This window comes from Phormidesmis sp. 146-12 (assembly GCF_052939495.1).
Genome location: NZ_JBJPHS010000256.1, coordinates 1 through 1,209, shown reverse-complemented (window position 1 = coordinate 1,209; position 1,209 = coordinate 1). Strand labels below are relative to the sequence as shown.

1 protein-coding gene is annotated in these 1,209 nt (G+C 50.2%); it reads right to left on the bottom strand.

What is annotated here, in order from left to right; genetic code table 11:
* Nucleotides 1-17 precede the first annotated feature (17 nt).
* Nucleotides 18-1,209: transposase (locus tag ACKFKF_RS35085; protein WP_446871950.1), on the bottom strand; the 1,192-nt coding region annotated here is incomplete at its 5' end.

The window sequence follows — 1,209 nt, the reverse complement described above, 5'->3', positions numbered from 1 at the left end:
CAATAGTCCGGACAAAATTAGACAGCGATAACGCCGTAAGACCTTAGATTCTGGTAGTTAGGATGGGATTTAATCACAGTGGGCGAAAGTCCTAACTTTGAAATAAAGATGTCCAGCAAATGGTCATTCAGCGCCCGTCGCTTGATACTTGCCATTGAGAAGACAAACGGGGCATTCCCGAATTGCTGCCGATGAACATCCAACCTGGCAAGATTGAGAGCCGTGAAACTGGCGTTGAAATGGAAATCGAGTTTTTTGACGGACCGGGCTTGGCAGTCACCCAGTCCCGTGAACTGTTTGGCATCGCGAAAGATGAATTCAATTTGAAAGCGTAGTCTGTAGAAGCGGTAGATTTGCTCTGCGCTTTGGGTGAGGTCGGTTGAGAATAAGACGACATAGCCGGATTTGTTGGGTTTACGAGTGTCTTTGAGAACGGCAAGGCGAATTTGACGCTTGAGCGAGACGTGCCAGACGACTTGGGTGTAAAGGTCAACGCTAGGTTGGACTTGACTGACCCAGGTGAAGCGTTCCAGGCTCGTGAAATCCACTTTGCCATCGTACTTGCGTCTTGCGCCTCGCGCTTTTTGCACGCCCTCAAACCTAAATCTCAGATTCGCATCCCGACGCAGTTTGCTAATCACCTGCAACTGGAGGGCGAGAACTCCCGTGATGAATGGCTCCTTGGCATAAGCTCCATCGACAGCCAGATAGCGAATCTGAGCAGGCAATTGAGGGCGGGCAATCTCCAAGTGATGCAGATAGTAATCCAGGCGCGTCAGTTCAGGAAAAGCTGCTTGATCAAAGGTTTGTTCCGCCAGTAGCCCGTAGCCGACCTCCGTTTTGACATCGACCACTGCTACCAATGACACCTCTAAGCCTCGCTCCACTCGGCTGTGGCTGCCGTTGTAAAATCGGTCAATCCCAAAGGTCTTCTTCCCACTCTTGGCGATGAACGAGCAATCCATCACTGCAATCATCGCTTGATCCGCTATCGCCGCTTTGACCACCTCTGCGTTGAACGCAGCAAAGTCAAATGACTGGTCAAAGAACCGTCGATAGGTTCGCTCACTGAAATCGCTATAGCGACTCAAGTTGGTAAAATTCACCTTGCCACAGGCAATCAGAATGGTGGCGAACAGGGTGGTCAAGGCTTGCAGTTGAGGTTTGCGAAAAACGCCCACTTTCGTCAGTAAGCTTTGTACAATTTCC